2 rRNA genes are annotated in these 649 nt (G+C 45.3%); both read left to right on the top strand.

The annotated features are described in order from the left end of the window. Nucleotides 1-352, top strand: a 23S ribosomal RNA gene (locus tag I6E81_RS14210); the annotation flags it as partial. 145 nt (nt 353-497) lie between these two features. Next, nucleotides 498-612 (top strand): 5S ribosomal RNA (gene rrf, locus I6E81_RS14205). Nucleotides 613-649: the final 37 nt, after the last annotated feature.

The raw sequence follows: 649 nt of genomic DNA, 5'->3' as shown, positions 1-649 counted from the left end.
GTTCGCCATTTAAAGAGGTACGCGAGCTGGGTTTAGAACGTCGTGAGACAGTTCGGTCCCTATCTACCGTGGGCGTTGGAAATTTGAGAGGATCTGCTCCTAGTACGAGAGGACCGGAGTGGACGAACCTCTGGTGTTCGGGTTGTCACGCCAATGGCATTGCCCGGTAGCTACGTTCGGAACTGATAAGCGCTGAAAGCATCTAAGCGCGAAGCAGGCCTCGAGATGAGTTCTCACTAGACTTTTACAGTCTCTGAAGGGCCGTTGAAGACTACAACGTTGATAGGCAAGATGTGGAAGTGGTGTGAGCCATTAAGCTAACTTGTACTAATTACCCGTGAGGCTTAACCATACAACGCCAAACGCGTGTTATGCGACAGTTTAGACAGAAGTTAATATAACTAAAGTAGATATTACTTAGAAAGACTTAAAAAATATTATCAGATATTTTCCAAATTCAGTTAATGCGTAGAGATACGAATTAACGCCCAAATTTGCTTGGTGACAATAGCGTTTTGGACCCACCTGACTCCATGCCGAACTCAGTAGTGAAACGAAACAGCGCCGATGATAGTGTAGCATTTGCTATGTGAAAGTAGGACATTACCAGGCTTCAAATTGTAGAAAGCCCGAATCTAACGATTCGGGC

The organism is Salinibacterium sp. NG22 (assembly GCF_015864925.1).
Classification (GTDB): domain Bacteria; phylum Actinomycetota; class Actinomycetes; order Actinomycetales; family Microbacteriaceae; genus Rhodoglobus.
The sequence above is the reverse complement of the archived record's forward strand: the minus strand, read 5'-3'. Positions and strand labels throughout refer to the sequence as shown.